The organism is Kaistella sp. 97-N-M2, assembly GCF_021513235.1.
Lineage (GTDB): Bacteria > Bacteroidota > Bacteroidia > Flavobacteriales > Weeksellaceae > Kaistella.
Genome location: NZ_CP090976.1, coordinates 651,059 through 668,363 on the forward strand (window position 1 = coordinate 651,059; position 17,305 = coordinate 668,363).

Consider the following 17,305-nt stretch of genomic DNA (forward strand, 5'->3'; position numbering starts at 1 on the left):
ACCTTCAGATTCAGAAATAAATCCTTTATTTTTCAACAACGGTTTCAAATCCGGATCTCTTCCCGTGAAATCGCGGAAGGCCTGATTTAAATCTTTTGAATTTCCGACAGAAAGAATATATTTCCGGAACCGGTCGCCGTTTTCACGCGTCATTCCACCGTGAGTCGAAATCCAGTCCCACGCATCTGCATTCAGCATGTCGCTCCACATATACGCGTAGTAACCCGCAGAATATCCGCCGCCCCAAATGTGCGCAAAGTACGGCGTGTGATATCTCGGCGGAACTTCTTTTAAGTTAAAGCCATATTTCGCCAAAACGTCTTTTTCAAATTCCAAAGTAGGTTTAAACTGCGACGCATCGGTGACGGAATGCCAGTTCATATCGAGTGTTGCAGCAGAAACGAGTTCTGTTGTCGAATAGCCCTGATTAAAAGTTCCGGCTTTTTTAATTTTATCCACCAAAGCCTGTGGCATCGGCTGCTTCGTTTGATAATGCAGCGCGTAATTTTTCAAAACGGAAGGTTCCAGGGCGAAAAACTCGTTGATCTGGGAAGGAAATTCCACAAAGTCGCGCGGAACGTTGGTCCCGGAGATTGCGATGTATTTTTGATCTGCAAACAATCCGTGCAGCGTGTGTCCAAATTCGTGGAACATGGTAGAAACATCATCGTAAGAAATTAAAGAAGGCTTTCCTTCCGCCGGTTTCTGAAAGTTGAAAACATTCACGATGACGGGTTTCTGATTTAAAAGGTGACTTTGCTCCACAAAATTACTCATCCAGGCGCCGCCGTTTTTGTTGTTTCGCGTATAAAAATCGAGGTAATAAATGGCCAGCGATTTTCCGTCTCTGTCGAAGACTTCGTAGGCTTTCACATCGGGATGATAAACCGGAAGATCGTTTCTTTCTTTAAACGTAATGCCGTAAAATTTTTCTGCGGCATAAAAAACGCCTTTCTCCAACACCGTTCTTACTTCAAAATAAGGCTTGATCTGATTTTCGTCCAGATCGTACTTTTCTTTCCGAACCTGCTCGGCATAAAAATTCCAGTCCCACGGCTCGACGGTGAAGCCGCCTTTTTGTTTATCGATCAAGGCCTGAATTTCATCACTTTCGCGTTTCGCCGTTTCTACAGCCGGCGTGGCTAATCTTGCCAAAAGTTTCATTGCATTTTCCGGCGTTTTTGCCATTTGGTCCTGAAGTTTCCATTCCGCGAAGGATTTTTTGCCCATCAAATGCGCTTTATCCATGCGAAGCTTGGCCTCTCTTTCCAAAATATTTCGCGTATCATCAGCATTTCCTTTTTCGGCTCTGTACCAGGAAGCTTTAAAAAGTTTTTCACGTGTTGCTCTGTTTTTTAAATTCTGAAGCAGAGGCTGTTGCGTTGTATTCTGGAGCGCCAATAAATAGCCGGTTTTTCCGGCGCTTTTAGCATCGGCGGCTGCGGCTTCGATTTCATCCGGCGACAGGCCGTCGAGTTCGGCAACATCGGTAATCAAAAGTGCGCCGTTCTTTCGCGCGTCCAGTAATTTACTGGAAAACTGCGTGGAAAGCGTTGCCAGTTCTTCGTTGATCTTTTTCACCTTCGCCTTATTCTCCGCGGAAAGGTTGGCACCGGCAAGTTCGAAGTTGGTAGTGTATAAGTCCAAAACTCTTTTTTCTTCAGAACCTAAATCGTCGGTTTTAATGGCTTTGATGCGGGAATATAACTTTTCGTTCAAATAAATTTTATCACTTAACGCAGAAAAAACAGGCGCGTAATCTTCTTCCAGTTTCTGCAAAGTTGGGTTGGTGTTGGATCCGGTAAGATTGTAAAAAACGAGTTGCGCTCTTTTCAGCACTTCGCCGCTGTTTTCCAAAGCAATAACTGTATTTTCAAAAGTTGGCGCCGCCGAATTGTTGGCAATGTTTTCAATTTCAGCCATCTGAACTTTCATTCCATAGTCGAAAGCAGGCTTGAAATGTTCGTCTTTAATTTTATCAAATTCCGGTGCCTGGTATTGCAGGGAACTTTTCATCATAAAAGGATTGGAAGACAAACTTGCGTCGGGCGTGGGGATTTCGGTGGGAGAGGTCGTGCTGGTCTTTTTCATTGTTGTACAGGCGGTTGTGGCTGCCAAAGAAGAAATTAATAATACAGATGTAATATTTTTCATTTTTGAATTGTTATTTAAAGTAAAGATATTAAATTTAACCAAAAATAAAAACTATGCACCTAAAAACACTCACGCTAACAGCCGCAATGGCGACCTTTTTACTGTCGTGCAATGTGAAATCCGAGAATGGTTTTCCCGGCAATATCATAACGAAAGAAGGAAAAGGCATCATTAAAACGAAGGAATATAAAATGGATTTTGATGAAATTAAAGTCTCCCAATCCATCTCCGCGGAAATCGTAAAATCCAATGAAGAAAAAGTGGTGGTTACCGCGCCGTCCGATATCATCGACGATATTGTGGTGGACAACAGTGGCGGAAAACTTTCGATCCGTTTCAGACCGAATTTAAATATTTCTGCCCGAAATGTTGCCGTGAAAATTTTCGCGAAAGACTTTTCACGCGTGGAAGCCAATTCTTCCGCCGATATCAAGATCAGAGATAAATTCACACAGGAAAAAACGAACGTTAGAGTATCCAGCTCCGGCAGTATTACGGGAAATCTGGAAGCAAACGACATGTCGATAGAAGTGTCGAGTTCGGCGAGTTTCACAGGCGAAATCTGGGCCGTGGATCTGGAATCAGAAGTTGGTTCTTCCGGCGACATTAATATTTCTGGGAAAGCGAAAAATGCGCATTTAGATGCTTCTTCTTCCGGGACTTTAAATGCACAAAAACTCGTGGCACAAAACGCCGACATTGAAGCTTCGAGCAGTGGTGACGTCAGCGTTACTGTTACCGATCAGTTGAGTGCCGCGGCGAGTTCTTCGGGCGACATCAACGTAACGCGGAAAGGAAATTTAAATGTTTTGAGCCAGAAAGAAAGCAGCGGCGGCAGTGTTTCTATCAATTAAACCGGAAATACTGCTTTTTAAGGCAAAAAGATTTTCTCTTATTTTATCTTCATAATATATGCGTAAGCCTCCAGCCCTTTGGTGTGATTTAAAATTACTTTTATCACGCCAAGGACGGGCAAAGAAATTACAGCACCCGCAACGCCCCATAAAGTAGAAAATAAGAGCACACCAAAAATGGTGGTGAATGGATTTAGATCGATATCATCACCAACAATCCAGGGTGTTAATACATAGTTTTCGATGATTTGCGTAACAAATATTACAGCGACTACAAATACAAATATTGCGGAGGATGTTCCTGCAAAAATATAGGAGAAAATTACCGCGATACCGCCGCCAATAAAGTTTCCGATGTAAGGAATTATAGAAAATAACGCCGCGAACAAAGCTAAAAATAAAGCATAACGCACATCGCCCAAAGCAAATCCGGCATAATAAATCCCGAATAAGAACAACATTATTTTCCCCTTGCCCAAAACATAATTTCTAATAACTGCGGCCGATGCTGATAAAATCTCAGACATTCCTACTTCGTGAGTGGTGAGCCGCATAAAAAATCCCACAAACATTCGCTTTTGCATTAAACACAGAATGATATAAACCAACGTAAGGAACATTTGCGATAAAACAGTTGAAAACGACGATAAGGTCTGCAAAACAATATTTTTTATTTTGTTGAAAAAATCCTGGCCATCGCCAATATAATTTTGATAGTTAATCCCAAAATCGTCTTTTAACCACTTCGATAATTCGACGAGCTTTTTACTGCCTTTCTCCTGAATTGCGGGCCAATCTTCTGCAACCAGCGATAACTGCGCAAAAATGAACCAAAATAAAGCAGTGAAAATTACGATCATTAATAATACAGAAACCAGCATCGCCAACCACTCGGGAAATTTCTTTTTAATTAAAAAATTAATAGGAACCTGAAGTAAAACGGCTATAAATGCACCGAACAACACCGGTAAAAGAAGACTGGAGCCGTAGAACAAGAGAATCAAGATCCCGGCGGTGATTCCCAAAAATTTCAGCAGATAACTGCTGGAAATTTCTATTTTATTGTTTTTCAAATTTTAATTTTTTCAGAACTGTAATCTATGAGAAAGTAAATTTAATAAAATTATTGGACTGATAGAAGAAAGCACAGGCTGAAGCGTTTCTATTAATTAAGAGCTAAGAGAATAAAAAAGCCAAGGTTCGAAACGGATTTCTTCCGGAAATAAATCAGGTTTTAGGAATTAATTTTTAATGTAAATCATTAAAATTAACCTACACAGGCAGTATCCTTTTGAGCATGTCGAAAATTTTCTGAATTAACAGTTTTTGCGGTTCGCTTAACAGTTATAACACTCAAAAAAACTCAGCGGAAATTTTCTTCGCTGAATTTATTTAAATGAAACATTTTTGAAATGAAGGAGAAATACAAAGATTCTTCGGCAGGCTCAGAAGGATACGAACAAGACTTTCGTCAAATTTCGAAATACTTTAAAGATTTTCGCTTTAATGCAAATTTTAAACTGAAAACTTTGATTAATTTATTTGGCGCTTCCTCTTCGTTCTTGGACAAGTCGCGAATTGTCCCTACATAAACCGGGAATGGTTACCAGCCGCCGGACGCACCACCACCACCAAAACTTCCGCCACCGCCGAAACCACCAAAGCCACCACCCGAGCCGCCGCCAAAACCGCCGCCCCGGCCAAAACCACCGCCGCCGAAACTTCCCGGGAATGGAAAGAATCCGCCGGGGTAAGTTCTTCTGCCACGTCTGGAAAGCATTTCGTCGTCATCATCATTATTTCCGCCGCCGCCGCGGTTTTTAAAAAGAAAACTTAAAATCATGATAACAAAGAAAATAATCATGACCAGCTGAACCGGGCTTAATCCCTTTTCCTGCGATTCCTTTGCAATGGGTTTAAACTTACCCTGCACGGTTTCCATTAAAGCAGTCGTACCGCGGTTGATCCCTTCGTACCACAGGCCTTTTTTGAAATTGGGTGTAACAATATAATCTAGGATCTGTCCCGCGACGGACGCGGTCAAATACCGTTCAACGCCGCGTCCCTGCTGAATCGCCATGGTATGATCTTCCGTGGCAATGAGGAAAACAATGCCATTATCCTGTTCTTTTTCGCCAATCCCCCATTTTTCGCCATACATTGTGGCAAGGTAATTAATGTCTTCTCCGCTTGTGGTTGGAACAATAATCACCGCAATTTCCGTCGACGTAGAATCGTAAAATTTAATAAGTTTCTGATTTAGCTGATCTTTTTCTGTCTGCGTTAATAATCCCACATTATCCGTTACCGGAAAAATTTTGGCGGGTTTTTTCGGAACGAGCTGGGCAAAAACAAAAACGTTTAAACCTAGAAAAAAGACTAAAAGAAAGTTTTTAAGAGAATGTAATCTCATTCGGCAGTTCATTGGGATTTTCTCCCGAGACCGGGAAATGTTTTTTGAGTTCGAGACCGGTTTCCAGAACGGCATTTTTTAAACCATCATGAAAATTTCCTTTCGAAAATTCGGCGGTAATGCGGTCGTGCATGCGATCCCAGAAATTTTGGTGGACTTTTTCGTGAATGCCTTCATCGCCAATAATCGTAAGATAATGCTGCTCAAAATTCACATGAAAAAGCACCGCATTTCGCGCAGCAGTCTGATCTTTGCAAAGCCTTTTGAAAATTTCAAAAGCGATCTCCGCATTGTTTCCTTCGGTGTTGGAATCGATGTGGATTCGGATCTCCCCGGTGGAATGGTCTTCTGCTGTTTGAATGGCTTCCACAAGGGAAGCCATTTGCTGATCTGTTAGAAAATTATTCATTAATTGGTGAAAACTTCCGGCGCATTTTCTGCTCCTGCGGCCGCTTTGAAATAAGGTTTTTCTTTGAAATTCGTGAAATTCGCCAAAATATTATTTGGGAAAGTTTTGATCGATGTGTTGTAGTCCTGTGCGGCTTCGTTATAATAAACGGTTTCGCTGCGGATGCTGTTTTCTATCGCGGTGTATTCCCGCTGGAAATTGATGTATTGCTGATCGGCTTTTAAGTTAGGATAACTTTCTACCACGGCCATTAAACGGCTTAACGCTCCACTCAACTCGCCCTGTGCTGCCTGAAATTTCGCCATGTCGCCCTCCGTCATATTCGTGGGATCTACGGTGATTGAAGTCGCTTTGGACCGCGCTTCGATAACTTTGGTTAACGTTTCCTGCTCAAATTGTGAATAAGATTTTACGGTTCTTTCTAGGTTCGGAATCAGGTTCGCGCGCTTCTGGTAAACGGTTTCTACGTTGGACCATTTGGTATTTACCGTCTGTTCCTTTGTCGTAAAAGTGTTGTACCCGTTTTTGCCCCAAAAGAACAATACCGCAGCAATTACAAGCAGAGCAATGCCGATGGTTCCGGCGCTCATACATCCCTTATTTCTCATAGTTTACTATTTTTAATGTTTGAATTCGATACCCAAATATACAAATTAAGTCTTAAATTTGTGGAAATTACAGAATAATGGTAACAATCGTGGTGGCAATGGGTTTGGATAATGAAATTGGAGCTGATAATCAGTTGCTTTGGCATCTTCCGACAGATTTAAAAAACTTTAAAGAAATCACCACGGGACATCCCATTATTATGGGACGAAAAACGTATGAAAGTATTGGCAGACCGCTGCCAAACCGCACCAATATTGTGGTTTCCAGACGGAAGGATTGGTTTGAAGAAGGAATTTTGATCGTAGGAAGCATTAAAGAAGCCTTAAAATTTGCAAAAAAAATGGACGAAGAAGTTTTCGTCATCGGTGGCGGCGATATTTACAAACAAACCATCGACCTCGTTGATAGACTTGAAGTTACGCAGGTAAAAGCCAATTTGAAAGCTGATATTTTCTTTCCTAAAATCAGTCCAAAGATTTGGAATAAAACGCAGGAAACCTGCCATGAAAAAGATGATAAAAACGAATTCGACTTCTGCTTTCAAACCTTCGAACGGAAAGTGAAGTTGGTATAAACGTCAGCTTCCCGTTATCCACACAAATTATTATCTTTGCACTTCTAAAATTTAAACAATGAACAAATACATAAAATTCTTAATCTCCGCCTTAATGATCGCTGCCGGAATTTATCTGATGATGAACAGAAATATAGGTTGGGGGATCGTGGTAGTCATTCTTTCCGCCATTCCGATTGTTTTGTTTTTTAAAAATGAACTCATCCTTATCGCCTTTTGGTTTTTAAGAAAACAGAATGTGGCCAAAGCGAGCAACTGGCTTTCCAAGATCAAAAATTACGAAACCGAACTTCACCGGTCGCAATACGGCTACTACCATTACTTGCAAGGCCTGGTTTTGGCGCAGGATCACCCCGCGAAAGTTGAGCCCTTAATGAGAAAAGCTCTGGAATTTGGTTTAAATATGAAACACGACCGCGCAATGGCAACGCTGAATATCGCAGCAGGAGCTCTGCAGAAAGGACGTCGCCAGGAGGCAGCAAAATTACTGGAAGAAGCAAAAAAGCTTGATTCTGCCGGCATGATGACGGATCAGATCAAAATGATGAAAGACCAGCTGAAAATGCCATCCATGCAAAAACACATGCACAACCCGAACATGAGACAGAGAGGGAAATCTTTCTAGAAAATAATATTTTGTACTCTTATAAATCCTGCAGACGCGGGATTTTTTTATTGGCGCGAGCGAAGCGAGCGCCGATAATCCGCCTGGAAATTCCGGCAAAATTTAAATTAAATTGTGACTTCAGTTAATTTAAGTTGACTTTAAAATTAAGAAAATGATAGACCAACGATGGATTCGAAAGAACGTCGCCCATCTATGCAATTACTTTCGTTACTTCTCGCAAAAACAGATAATCGTTTTTAGCGACTTTAATTAGTAGACCTTGGCTCTTTTTACTTTTTACCTGGCTCTTAATTCCTACATTTCCGCATTATCATCCGCGCCATAAAATTTCGGGATCTGCCACTGGTATTTCACGGCCAAAGTCCGGATGAAAACAATCAAAAGAATGGTCGAAATCTGCACGAAAATATATTTAAAACTGCCGTAATTCACCAGTAATAAAAAAACGCTGCCACCCAAAAGACAGGCGGTGGCATAGATTTCTTTGCGGAAAATAAGCGGAATCCGGTTGAGTAAAATATCGCGGATAATCCCGCCGAAACATCCCGTAATCGTTCCTAAGGTTAAACAGATCAAAGGATGCAGATCTGCACTCAACCCTTTCTGAATGCCGACTATCGTAAAAAGTCCCAGCCCGAAACTGTCAAAAACAAACAAGGTGACGCGGAATTTTTTTTCAATGGATTTGAAAATCATCGAAAGCAGACACGTAATAAAAATCACGGAACACATAATCATATCGTGCATCCAAAAAACGGGAACATCCAAAAGTACATCCCGCACCGTTCCGCCACCCACGGATGTTACGAAGGCAATAATAAGCACTCCGAAAGGATCCAGCCGTTTCTGCATCGCTGCAAAACTTCCCGACATGGCAAAGGAAATGGTGCCGAGAATTTCGATGATGAAATTTAAATTTTCATGAACCATGATGGAGGGGTAATGGGTGATAAGTAAGTGGAGGTTCAGATCAGCCCTTGTTACTGCCAGTATTTTTGCCCTCCACGCGCACCGCCTCCGGAACCAGCAACTCGTAATGTCCGCCGAAGGTCAGTATTTCGCGCACTATACTGGAACTGATAAAGGCTTTGCTGGCAGACGTTAAAAGGAAAATCGTTTCCACTTTGTTGTCCCGCGTAAGTTCGCGGTTCGTTTGCGCGATGGCTTTTTCGAATTCGAAATCTGAGGGGTTGCGCAGGCCACGTAAAATGAAATTCACGTTCTTGCTGTGGCAATAATCGATGGTTAAACCTTCGAAATGATCGACCTCAACATTCGGAAAATCTTTGAAGGTTTGCCGAATAAATTCCATGCGCTGCTCCAACGAGAACATATATTTTTTCTGAGAATTCTGTCCGATGGCGATAATGATCTTATCGAAAAGCGGCGTAGCTCTTTCAACAATATCAAAATGTCCAAGCGTAATGGGATCGAATGATCCCGGAAAAATGGCGACTCTGCTCATAATTGATTATTCTGCATTTTAAATTTGAAATAAATTCAAACCTAAAAAATTGTATTTATTTCGTTTTATTCAAGGCTTTCTCCACTTCATTCCCACACAAATCCTTAATGGAAATGCCATAATGCGCAGCCTGTTGCGGCAAAATGGACGCTGGAGAAAATCCTGGATTCGTATTCATTTCCAACATATACGGCGTTCCGTTCATAATGATAAATTCACTTCGGGAAAAACCGCTCATGCCTAAAGAATCGTATGCCTTTTTCGCGATATTTTTTACGCGGATGCGGGTTTCCTCATCAATTCTGGCGGGCGTAATTTCTTCCGAAGCGCCTTCGTATTTCGCTTCGTAATCGAAAAATTCGTTTTTAGATACAATTTCGGTAATGCCCAAAACGATGGTTTCACCCTCATAATCGATAACACCCACGGAAACTTCCATTCCGTCCAGAAAACTTTCAATCAAAATCTCGTCATCTTCGGCAAACGCAAAATCCATGGCTTTTTTCAGATCCGCCTGCTCTTTCACCTTTGTAATTCCGAGCGAAGAACCGGATTGATTTGGCTTTACAAAAACCGGAAGTCCCAAGTCTGCGATAATCTGGTCTTCGTTGCAGTCCTCATTTTTGCGCAGATAAACGCTTTTGGCGGACGGAATTCCGTATTTTGAAAGCACGGCGAGCGTATCTTTTTTATTAAAGGTTAAGGCACTTTGGTAGAATCCGCAACCTGTATAAGTTTGGCCAATGGTGTCCCAATACGCCTGAAGCTCGCCATTTTCGCCGGGTTTGCCGTGAATGATATTAAAACAAACATCAAATTTCACATCAAAACCACTGCTCAGATTCACAGAAAAATCCGCCTTATTGATGAGCGATTTTTCCCCGCGGTCATCCAAAAAGTACCATTCTTCTTTCAAAATCACCACTTTGTAAACATTGTAGAGATCGCGGTCCAAAGAATCGAAAATAAGCTGCCCGCTTTTCAGGGAAACCACGTATTCGTCGGAATAACCGCCCATTACAACGGCTACATTTTTCTTTTTCATAACAGTTTGACTATGCGGGCAAATTTAAACAAAATGTTTAAAATTCGGGCGGAGCGCCCGTAAATATTATCATTTAAAAAAATACCGCAGCATTTCGCGCAAAAAATGCGTGTTTTCCTGTTTTATTTTACTGCTAAAAATATGTATTTTTGCCGCCTATGAAAAGATGGTATCTCTACCCTTTTTCCCTTGGTTATCATTTCGTCACAAGTTTCAGAAACTTAATGTATGATTGGGGAATCTCCAAATCGACCAAATTTAAAACGCCGATCATCAATGTCGGAAACCTGTCCGTGGGCGGGAGCGGAAAATCGCCGATGGTGATGTATCTGGCCGAACTTCTGTCCAAACATTACCGAACAGGCGTCCTTTCGCGCGGGTACGGACGGCTGACGAAAGGTTACGCCATCACGAATTACGACAGCAATTATAAAACGGTTGGCGATGAAGCCATGCAGCTTTTTGAGCGCTTCAAAAATAAATTCGTCATCGGCGTTTCCGAAGAGCGGGTGCCGGGCGCAAAAAAAATGATCGATAATATGGATCTGAATGTTTTGCTGCTGGATGATGCTTTTCAGCACCGCGCCATCAAAGCCGGCTTTAATATTTTGATGACGGATTACAACGATCCTTATTTTAAAGATTATCTCCTTCCCGCGGGCGATTTGCGTGAAAGCAGAAGTGGAGCAAAAAGAGCCCAGATCGTTATGGTTTCTAAATGCCCCGACGATTTAACGGAGGAAAAAAAGCAGTATTTCATTTCGCGCATCAAACCGCAGCACAACCAAAAAGTATTTTTTTCGAGCATCCGGTACGACGAAAACATTTATGCCCACGATCAGTTTTTGCCGGACAATAATTTGAGTTATTACGATATTTTATTGATTACAGGAATTGCGAATCCGAAACCGCTGCTGAATCATTTATCCAAATTTTCGCAGCGCGTAAAACATTTAAAATTTAAAGACCATCATAATTTCAGCGATCAGGACATTAAAGAAATTGTAGCTGAATATCATAAACTGGGCGAATACAAACTTATTTTAACGACGGAAAAGGATTATGTGAGGCTGAAAACTTTTGATTATCTTCGGGACCTGGTTTACTACTGGCCCATCAATGTTCACATCGAAAAAAAGGAAGAATTCAACCAAACCATTCTCGATTATGTTGGAAAAAATTAAAGAAACCGCGGCGTTCATTAAAAACATTATTCAGGACACGCCCGACTTTGCAATTGTTCTGGGTTCCGGTTTAGGCGCTTTGAAGAAGGAAGTCCAGGCCATCCATACGTTAGACTATCACGAAATCCCAAATTTTCCGCAAACAACCGTTGCCGGCCATGGTGGAAAATTAATTTTTGGAACGCTGGAAGGTAAAAAAGTGTTGATGATGAGCGGGCGCTTTCATTATTATGAAGGCCACGATATTCAGACTGTTGTTTTTCCGTTTCGCGTTTTCCATTTGCTGGGCATTAAAAACCTCATCCTTTCCAATGCGGCGGGCGGCGTAAATCCGAACTTTAAGGTGGCAGATGTGATGATCATCAACGATCACATCAACATGATGCCGGACCATCCGTTGCGCGGCCAAAATTTAGACGAATTTGGCCCGCGGTTTGTGGACATGAGCGAACCTTACAATAAAGAAATGATCGTAGTTGCAGCAAAGGTGGCAAAAGATTTAGGAATCACGGCGCACCAGGGTTGTTACGTCGCGCTGCAGGGACCCACTTTTGAAACACCCGCGGAGTACGGCATGATTAAAGCCATCGGTGGCGATGCCGTTGGAATGAGCACAGTTCCAGAAGTTATTGTCGCCAAACATCAGGGAATGGAGTGTTTCGGAATTTCAATTATCACCGATGTGGGCGGACCCGACATCGCATTCACGGTTTCGCATGAAGAAGTTCTGCAGGCCGCAAACAAAGCGATGCCCACCGTCATTAAAATCGTAAAAGGTTTGGTGAAAAATTATAGTGCCTAAGTTCCCTCGAAAAAATTCAGAAAACGCCGCTTCCGGGAGGTGTTTTTTGTTTTTAAAGATTAAATCTGTCGAACATCCTATTTCCCTTTCTTCAATTTTCCCATGATTTTTTCCGCCGCAACCGTTGATTCTAAGATGATGACGGAGAAATTTTCTGCCATTTTTTGTCCGGCGGAAGACTGATAAAAGCGCGTGATCTTTTTGATTTCCGAAAGTGTAAAATGTTTGCGGTAAATCCAGATTACGGCGTTATCCAAAGATCTTTTCCCATCGCCGGAGGTGATATACTGTTCGGCTTTTTCTGCTTCGGCGGCAGTAATTTCACCTTTGGCTTTATCTTCGCCAATTTTAAAAAGCAGAACCTCATTGATGTTGAAACCGCCTTTGGCAGCGCGTAATTTTCGAATCTCCTGCGTGAGGCGGTCTTCCGGAACAGCCGTTGTATCGATAACATATTTAGCGGCTTCTGACTTTATTTTCTCAAAAGTGTCTTTACCGCTGATCTGCGCGGAAAAAAAGTTGGAAAAAGCGATAAATAAAAGAAAAAGTGCAGTTTTCATGATATTTAAGTTTTAAGTTTCCCTATTTAACATCTAATCCGCGGTTCGCCGAAGAACGATCTTCAAGTTAGGCCATTTACTTCACTCGCACATAAATATGGCGAATATTGTTAACGCCCGTGTCGCGCTCATCGATCTCAATTTTTCCGATGCTTTTGATTAATGGCAGCAACTTCGCAAAACCAAAATTCCGCGGGTCAAAATCAGGTTTTTTCTTCAAGATAAAATTTCCCAGATTTCCCAGGAACGTCCAGCCATCCTCGTCGCCTAAATCGTTGATGCTTTGCGTAATGAGTTTTATTGTTCTGGAATCTACTTTGCTGATGGGTTCTTTTTTTCTCCGAGGTTTTGAAGTTTTCTTTTCCTCAACCGTCGCATCGGTCTCTTCCGTGGTATTGTTCAAAATTTCCAGATAGATAAATTTGTCGCAGGCAGAAATAAAGGGTTTCGGTGTTTTCTTTTCTCCAAATCCGATGACGGTCATTCCAGCTTCCCGAAGCCTCGTAGCGAGTCTTGTAAAATCGCTGTCGCTGGATACAATGCAGAAGCCGTTCACTTTTTCGGAGTACAGAATATCCATCGCATCGATGATGAGGGCGCTGTCGCTGGAATTTTTCCCGGTCGTGTAACTGTATTGCTGAATGGGCGTGATGGCGTTTTCCAAAAGAACGCTTTTCCAGCCGGAAACCGTGGGTTTGGTCCAGTCTGCATAAATTCTTTTGATGGTTGGAGTTCCGTTGCGCGAAATTTCCTCCAGCATTTCTTTTACATTCTTGTACGGAACATTGTCTGCATCGATGAGGACCGCTAATTTATCGTCTGCCATATTTGGATTTTTTGTTAACTTTTAAATTTCGTTCAAAGATATAAACAATTCACGGAAGTCGTATTTCACCTTTAACCTAGATGTTTTTAAGGGTGGCGGATTTTTAAATCCCATTCCTTAATTTTGCAGCGTGCAAGCCGACCGAAAAATAATTCATGTAGATATGGATGCGTTTTACGCCTCTGTAGAACAACATGATTTCCCTGAACTGAAAGGAAAACCTCTGGCAGTGGGCGGCGGACAGTACGGCGTGGTTGCTGCGGCAAGTTATGAAGCGCGGAAATACGGCATCCGGTCTGCAATGCCGGGACGGCTGGCTTTGGAAAAGTGCCCGCACTTAATTGTGGTGAAACCGCGGTTTCAGCGGTACAAGGAAATTTCTCAGCAAATCCGCCAGATATTTTATGAATTTACGGATTTGGTAGAACCGCTTTCTCTGGATGAAGCCTACCTCGACGTTACTGTAAATAAAAAAAACATGGAATCCGCGAACGACATTGCGCGCGAGATCCGGAAAAGAATTTTTGAAGAAACAGGCTTAACGGCTTCCGCCGGAATTTCCATCAATAAATTTTTGGCAAAAGTAGCCTCCGATTACAACAAACCGAACGGCCAGAAAACCATTCATCCCACCCAAATTCTGGAGTTTATGGAAGAGCTGCCCATCGAGAAGTTTTTCGGGATCGGAAAAGTGACGGCGAATAAAATGCACGAACTCCATATTTTTAAAGGCGCCGATTTAAAGAAAAAGTCCCTGGAAGAACTGCACCGTCTTTTCGGAAAATCCGGACTTTATTATTACAACGCGGTTCGCGGCATCCATAACAGCGAGGTAAAATCGCACCGCATCCAAAAAAGTGTTGGTGTAGAAGAAACTTTCTGGGAAAATCTGCTCGACGAAGAAGCGGTATTCAGGCAGTTGGAAATCATCAGCGAAGATCTGGAAACGCGGCTTTCAAAAAAAGAAATCAAAGGAAAATCTTTAACTTTAAAAATAAAATACAAAGATTTTATGGTCTACACGCGCAGCCGCACGCAGGAAGATTATTTCGAAGATGCAAAAAATTTCCTCGAAACCGCCAAACAACTCTGGGAACTTCGGCCTTTCGACAAACCGGTGCGTCTGCTCGGCTTATCCTTATCCAATTTGAACACGCAGGAAAAAAAACAGATCTCGGTACAGCTGAAAATTCCGTTCGAGGAGTTTGACTGAGCTGAAATTGTTCTTTCTTTTCTTTAAAGAGTTCCACCCAATTTGAAAAATTTTCTTAAATAAAGATCGCTTTTTATCTGGCCTTTCTTCTGCGAAAATCCGGACACTTCTTATCATAGATCAATATTCACGTCGATTATCCGCTTTATTTTTGCACTCAGATAACAACTAAAAAATCTAAAATGAAAAAATTATCAATTTTTGCACTTTCTGCAGCACTTTTTGTGGTTTCCTGTAACGAATCCAAAGCCGACACGGTGACTTCGACAACAGAGCAAACCGTTGCCGGACATTCGGGGGAAAGCTTTAATGTAAATACCGACAGCAGCACTGTAAAATGGACGGCTTATCACAAAGGTGGCTTAAACCCAAGATTTGGCACGACCAAAACGACCGGCTTGTTCTCTGTAGAAAACGGAAATCTTGTTTCCGGGAGCCTTGTTTCGGACATTAATTCTTTAACAACCGATCCAACTGCAGTTGATCCTGCAACAACAGACGGAAAAACAGCTGCGGATCTTGATACGCATTTGAAAAGTGCAGATTTCTTTGATGTTGCAAAATATCCAAGTGTAAAATTTGATATTACCAAAGTGGAAGATCTTGGCGCCGGTACGGAAACCAAACTGGAAGGCGCGAACAAACAGGTTAGCGGAAACCTTACCATTAAAGATAAAACGGTAAACGTAACCTTTCCCGCGAAAGTTCAGGTGACGGACGGAAAAGTTGATTTCGTTTCCAAATTCACCATCAACAGAGAAGATTGGGGCTTGGCATACGGTGCCGAAGGCGATCCAAAAGACTGGATGATCTCCCAGGGAGTTGATCTGGAACTGAATATTGTTGCAACCAAATAATTTTGACGCAACATCCATTGAAGCCGCAGTTTTGCGGCTTTTTTTTGTGGAATGAGGAGATGATGCTTTTAAGCTGGATCCTGAACTTTCTGTTAAATGCGTCGTTGCTACTTTAAACAATATTGATAAACTAAATTAAAACCGGCGCTCCAGCGAATTTTCACCTTTAAAATGGCTTCTTCATCCATTTCGGGCTGGTTTTTGCTTGTGCACTTCAAAAATTTATAAACTATGAATCCTACAATGCTTCAAGGTTTTCACTGGTATTCCGAGGGAAACGGTGAACTTTACAACCAGATGAAAAACGCTGCCGATTACCTGAAGGAACTCGGAATTTCCGCTGTTTGGTTTCCGCCCGCGTACAAAGCTGCCGGTGGCGGCTATTCCGTCGGTTACGATCCATACGATTTATTTGATCTGGGCGAATTTGACCAAAAAGGAAGCATCAACACTAAATATGGAAGCAAAGCACAACTAATCGACGCTTGTACAGCCTTACAAAAAAACGGGATTTCGGTGATTGCAGATATTGTTTTGAATCACAAAGCCGGCGGCGACGAGAAAGAAAAGTTTCACGCCGTAAAGGTTGATCCCGAAAACCGCCAGCAAAACATCTCCGAACCATTTGAAATAGACAGCTATACCAAGTTTACGTTTCCGGGCAGAGGCAAAAAATATTCCAGTTTTCAGTGGAACTATCAGTGTTTTTCCGGCGTAGATTATGCAGAGGGCGAAGGCGAGGGTATTTTTCAGATCATCAATGATCATGGCGAGGGTTGGGAAGAAATGATTTCCGTGGAAAAAGGTAATTATGATTATTTAATGTACAATGATATTGAGCATCGCAATCCTTTCGTACGCGAAGAATTAAATACCTGGGGGAAGTGGTACCACGATCAGATACATTTCGGCGGCGTTCGTCTCGATGCCGTAAAACATCAGTCTCCCGAATTTTACCAGGAATGGCTTTATGCCTTGCGCGCCAACACCGGAGAAAACATTTTTGCAGTCGGCGAATACTGGGCGCCCGGCGAATTGCCGCTGCTCGAAAAATATATTGAAGCCACGGAAGGCTCCATGAGTCTATTCGATTCGTCGCTTCATCACAACCTGCACGAAGCCTCTTTGGCGGGTGAAAATTATGATTTGCGCACAATTTTCGATACCACGCTTACGCTATCAAATCCGCTGCTCTCTGTAACGTTGGTGGATAATCACGATACGCAGCCGCTACAGGATCTGGAAGCCCCCGTAGAAAAATGGTTTAAACCTCTTGCTTACGCATTGATTCTGCTGCGGGAAAGTGGTTATCCGTGTGTTTTTTACCCGGATCTTTTTGGGGCGCATTACACCGACAAAGACAAAGAAGGAAATGATCAGGAAATTTTTCTGGATAAAGTCGAAAAAATTGAAGAACTTTTAAAAGCGCGCCAGCTCTTCGCATACGGAACGCAGCGCGATTATTTCGACGAACCCAACTCGATTGGCTGGATTCGCGAAGGCGACGGCTACAACAAAGGTTGCGCCGTGGTCTTAAGCAACAGCGATGCAACGGAAAAATCCATGGAAATAGGTGAACAATATGCCGGACAGCAATTTTATGATTTTCTGGGCTGGTTTCCGGAAAAAATAACAATCGATGAAAACGGCTGGGGAAAATTCCCTGTTCCGGCGGGAAATGTTTCCATTTGGGTGCCGGAATAATTTTTAAT

General features: G+C 42.3%; 17 protein-coding genes and 1 pseudogene. 8 read left to right on the forward strand and 10 right to left on the reverse strand.

Annotated features, from left to right (window positions below; all coding sequences use genetic code 11):
- Window positions 1-15 precede the first annotated feature (15 nt).
- Window positions 16-2,154 (reverse strand): annotated as a pseudogene (locus L0B70_RS03160) (M3 family metallopeptidase); the annotation flags it as partial.
- A gap of 53 nt (window positions 2,155-2,207) precedes the next feature.
- On the opposite strand from L0B70_RS03160, the gene L0B70_RS03165 reads away from it, so the two are divergent.
- A complete protein-coding gene (locus L0B70_RS03165; protein WP_235142860.1) occupies window positions 2,208-3,008 on the forward strand; it encodes a head GIN domain-containing protein in 801 nt (266 codons plus the stop codon).
- 38 nt (window positions 3,009-3,046) lie between these two features.
- Here the strand turns inward: L0B70_RS03165 and L0B70_RS03170 are convergent, their stop codons facing one another.
- From L0B70_RS03170 to L0B70_RS03185, 4 genes are all read right to left on the reverse strand, one after another.
- Complete coding sequence (locus tag L0B70_RS03170; RefSeq protein WP_235142861.1) at window positions 3,047-4,081, reverse strand: AI-2E family transporter; 1,035 nt, start codon at window positions 4,079-4,081, stop codon at window positions 3,047-3,049.
- A 530-nt stretch (window positions 4,082-4,611) separates the two neighbouring features.
- Window positions 4,612-5,421 carry a YgcG family protein gene (locus tag L0B70_RS03175; RefSeq protein ID WP_235142862.1) on the reverse strand — a complete coding sequence of 270 codons (810 nt, stop codon included), beginning with the start codon at window positions 5,419-5,421 and terminating at the stop codon, window positions 4,612-4,614.
- Window positions 5,402-5,830 (reverse strand): TPM domain-containing protein, encoded by a 429-nt coding sequence (locus L0B70_RS03180; protein WP_235142863.1) that lies wholly within the window; start codon window positions 5,828-5,830, stop codon window positions 5,402-5,404. Before L0B70_RS03180 ends, L0B70_RS03175 begins: the two co-directional genes overlap by 20 nt.
- The gene (locus tag L0B70_RS03185; RefSeq protein ID WP_235142864.1) at window positions 5,830-6,438 is read right to left on the reverse strand and encodes a LemA family protein; all 609 of its coding nucleotides are present in this window, start codon (window positions 6,436-6,438) and stop codon (window positions 5,830-5,832) included. The genes L0B70_RS03180 and L0B70_RS03185 overlap by 1 nt, the downstream gene beginning before the upstream one ends.
- Window positions 6,439-6,515: 77 nt before the next feature.
- Here L0B70_RS03185 and L0B70_RS03190 point away from each other — a divergent pair, with 77 nt between their 5' ends.
- Window positions 6,516-7,013, forward strand: a complete 498-nt coding sequence (locus L0B70_RS03190) for a dihydrofolate reductase (RefSeq protein WP_235142865.1) — start codon at window positions 6,516-6,518, stop codon at window positions 7,011-7,013.
- Between the two features lie 58 nt (window positions 7,014-7,071).
- Window positions 7,072-7,638, forward strand: a complete 567-nt coding sequence (locus L0B70_RS03195; protein WP_235142866.1) for a DUF2892 domain-containing protein — start codon at window positions 7,072-7,074, stop codon at window positions 7,636-7,638.
- 297 nt (window positions 7,639-7,935) lie between these two features.
- On the opposite strand, the gene L0B70_RS03200 is transcribed toward L0B70_RS03195, so the two are convergent.
- Genes L0B70_RS03200 through L0B70_RS03210 form a run of 3 tightly spaced genes read right to left on the reverse strand, consistent with a single transcriptional unit; the run spans window position 7,936 to window position 10,151 of the window.
- Window positions 7,936-8,571: a trimeric intracellular cation channel family protein gene (locus tag L0B70_RS03200; protein ID WP_235142867.1), complete on the reverse strand. Its 636-nt coding sequence runs from the start codon at window positions 8,569-8,571 to the stop codon at window positions 7,936-7,938.
- A 40-nt stretch (window positions 8,572-8,611) separates the two neighbouring features.
- Entirely contained in the window at window positions 8,612-9,106 is a 495-nt protein-coding gene (gene coaD, locus L0B70_RS03205; protein ID WP_235142868.1) for a pantetheine-phosphate adenylyltransferase, read from the reverse strand.
- 55 nt (window positions 9,107-9,161) lie between these two features.
- Entirely contained in the window at window positions 9,162-10,151 is a 990-nt protein-coding gene (locus tag L0B70_RS03210) for a D-alanine--D-alanine ligase (RefSeq protein ID WP_235142869.1), read from the reverse strand.
- A 158-nt stretch (window positions 10,152-10,309) separates the two neighbouring features.
- Between L0B70_RS03210 and lpxK the strand changes: the two genes are divergently transcribed.
- Window positions 10,310-11,335: a tetraacyldisaccharide 4'-kinase gene (gene lpxK, locus L0B70_RS03215; RefSeq protein ID WP_235142870.1), complete on the forward strand. Its 1,026-nt coding sequence runs from the start codon at window positions 10,310-10,312 to the stop codon at window positions 11,333-11,335.
- Window positions 11,319-12,137 carry a purine-nucleoside phosphorylase gene (locus tag L0B70_RS03220; protein ID WP_235142871.1) on the forward strand — a complete coding sequence of 273 codons (819 nt, stop codon included), beginning with the start codon at window positions 11,319-11,321 and terminating at the stop codon, window positions 12,135-12,137. Before lpxK ends, L0B70_RS03220 begins: the two co-directional genes overlap by 17 nt.
- Window positions 12,138-12,214: 77 nt before the next feature.
- On the opposite strand, the gene L0B70_RS03225 is transcribed toward L0B70_RS03220, so the two are convergent.
- Both L0B70_RS03225 and L0B70_RS03230 read right to left on the reverse strand, forming a co-directional pair.
- On the reverse strand, window positions 12,215-12,697 hold the full coding sequence (locus L0B70_RS03225) for a DUF2059 domain-containing protein (RefSeq protein WP_235142872.1): 483 nt from the start codon (window positions 12,695-12,697) through the stop codon (window positions 12,215-12,217).
- A 76-nt stretch (window positions 12,698-12,773) separates the two neighbouring features.
- Entirely contained in the window at window positions 12,774-13,523 is a 750-nt protein-coding gene (locus L0B70_RS03230; protein WP_235142873.1) for an NYN domain-containing protein, read from the reverse strand.
- A 163-nt stretch (window positions 13,524-13,686) separates the two neighbouring features.
- On the opposite strand from L0B70_RS03230, the gene dinB reads away from it, so the two are divergent.
- From dinB to L0B70_RS03245, 3 genes are all read left to right on the forward strand, one after another.
- Window positions 13,687-14,736, forward strand: a complete 1,050-nt coding sequence (gene dinB / locus L0B70_RS03235) for a DNA polymerase IV (protein ID WP_235142874.1) — start codon at window positions 13,687-13,689, stop codon at window positions 14,734-14,736.
- Between the two features lie 182 nt (window positions 14,737-14,918).
- Window positions 14,919-15,593: a YceI family protein gene (locus L0B70_RS03240; protein WP_235142875.1), complete on the forward strand. Its 675-nt coding sequence runs from the start codon at window positions 14,919-14,921 to the stop codon at window positions 15,591-15,593.
- A gap of 231 nt (window positions 15,594-15,824) precedes the next feature.
- Entirely contained in the window at window positions 15,825-17,297 is a 1,473-nt protein-coding gene (locus L0B70_RS03245) for an alpha-amylase (protein WP_235142876.1), read from the forward strand.
- Window positions 17,298-17,305: the final 8 nt, after the last annotated feature.

Excerpts from the sequence above, each read along its gene's own strand:
- L0B70_RS03210 (WP_235142869.1), bottom strand. The coding sequence starts at position 10,151 with ATGAAAAAGAAAAATGTAGCCGTTGTAATGGGCGGTTATTCCGACGAA.
- L0B70_RS03240 (WP_235142875.1), top strand. The coding sequence starts at position 14,919 with ATGAAAAAATTATCAATTTTTGCACTTTCTGCAGCACTTTTTGTGGTT.
- dinB (WP_235142874.1), top strand. The coding sequence starts at position 13,687 with ATGGATGCGTTTTACGCCTCTGTAGAACAACATGATTTCCCTGAACTG.
- lpxK (WP_235142870.1), top strand. The coding sequence starts at position 10,310 with ATGAAAAGATGGTATCTCTACCCTTTTTCCCTTGGTTATCATTTCGTC.
- L0B70_RS03180 (WP_235142863.1), bottom strand. The coding sequence starts at position 5,830 with ATGAATAATTTTCTAACAGATCAGCAAATGGCTTCCCTTGTGGAAGCC.
- L0B70_RS03195 (WP_235142866.1), top strand. The coding sequence starts at position 7,072 with ATGAACAAATACATAAAATTCTTAATCTCCGCCTTAATGATCGCTGCC.
- L0B70_RS03165 (WP_235142860.1), top strand. The coding sequence starts at position 2,208 with ATGCACCTAAAAACACTCACGCTAACAGCCGCAATGGCGACCTTTTTA.
- coaD (WP_235142868.1), bottom strand. The coding sequence starts at position 9,106 with ATGAGCAGAGTCGCCATTTTTCCGGGATCATTCGATCCCATTACGCTT.
- L0B70_RS03185 (WP_235142864.1), bottom strand. The coding sequence starts at position 6,438 with ATGAGAAATAAGGGATGTATGAGCGCCGGAACCATCGGCATTGCTCTG.
- L0B70_RS03225 (WP_235142872.1), bottom strand. The coding sequence starts at position 12,697 with ATGAAAACTGCACTTTTTCTTTTATTTATCGCTTTTTCCAACTTTTTT.
- L0B70_RS03230 (WP_235142873.1), bottom strand. The coding sequence starts at position 13,523 with ATGGCAGACGATAAATTAGCGGTCCTCATCGATGCAGACAATGTTCCG.
- L0B70_RS03220 (WP_235142871.1), top strand. The coding sequence starts at position 11,319 with ATGTTGGAAAAAATTAAAGAAACCGCGGCGTTCATTAAAAACATTATT.
- L0B70_RS03245 (WP_235142876.1), top strand. The coding sequence starts at position 15,825 with ATGAATCCTACAATGCTTCAAGGTTTTCACTGGTATTCCGAGGGAAAC.
- L0B70_RS03200 (WP_235142867.1), bottom strand. The coding sequence starts at position 8,571 with ATGGTTCATGAAAATTTAAATTTCATCATCGAAATTCTCGGCACCATT.
- L0B70_RS03175 (WP_235142862.1), bottom strand. The coding sequence starts at position 5,421 with ATGAGATTACATTCTCTTAAAAACTTTCTTTTAGTCTTTTTTCTAGGT.
- L0B70_RS03190 (WP_235142865.1), top strand. The coding sequence starts at position 6,516 with ATGGTAACAATCGTGGTGGCAATGGGTTTGGATAATGAAATTGGAGCT.